General features: G+C 38.5%; 1 rRNA gene. It reads left to right on the top strand.

Annotation, left to right across the window (positions count from 1 at the left end):
• Positions 1 to 633: 633 nt before the first annotated feature.
• A 23S ribosomal RNA gene (locus K1Y79_RS29040) occupies positions 634 to 738 on the top strand; the annotation flags it as partial.

The following is a 738-nucleotide window of genomic DNA, read 5'->3' as shown; positions in this document are numbered from 1 at the left end:
CCCTTATGGCCGATGGTACTGCACAACCATGCGGGAGAGTAGGTAGCTGCCATATTTATTGTAGAAAAGACCCGGTCTTGCATAAGACCGGGCTTTTTTATCCTCATACCACAACCACACCATCGATCTTACCGCACTTACGGTAAAAAATATCTGGTAAATTTTGTTGTACAAGGTAAAGGATTGTATATTTGCAGTCCGATTTTAAAAATGATATGCATTTAACTGCAGGCAGGAAAATGCAAGTTGTTTTGTGACTTGTAATAACATAAAAAGATACGATATCAGGTCGCTATCGAATAAAAATAACTTTAGTTCTTTCTTTCTTATATGCATCCCGAATGATGACAAAAGCCTATTTATATGTAGGTAGCAGTCAGAAAAAAGGATGAAAAATCTTCAAAAAAGATTTGGTAGAAATGAAAAATTGACTACCTTTGCAACCCCAACGCAAACGACGCGAAACGGAAGTAAAGAAAAGTTCTTAAAATACTTAAAGATGTCAGGCGGTAAGCGCCACACAGATCAGATCTGAAACATCAACAACGCTGAGGTTTTAAACTGAAGCACAAGTTCTTTGACATATTGGGAAAAATAAGTTGTAATAGTAAATTACAGAAAGCTTTGAAGATATTTAAAGCGAATAAGGGCGCATGGTGGATGCCTAGGCTCTAGGAGGCGATGAAGGACGTGGTAAGCTGCGATAAGCTACGGGGAGATGCAAACGATCGTTACATC

It is taken from the genome of Chitinophaga rhizophila, assembly GCF_019492185.1.
GTDB classification, from domain to species: Bacteria; Bacteroidota; Bacteroidia; order Chitinophagales; family Chitinophagaceae; genus Chitinophaga; species Chitinophaga rhizophila.
Note: the sequence above shows the minus strand (reverse complement) of the source record. Positions and strands in the feature narration are given on the sequence as shown.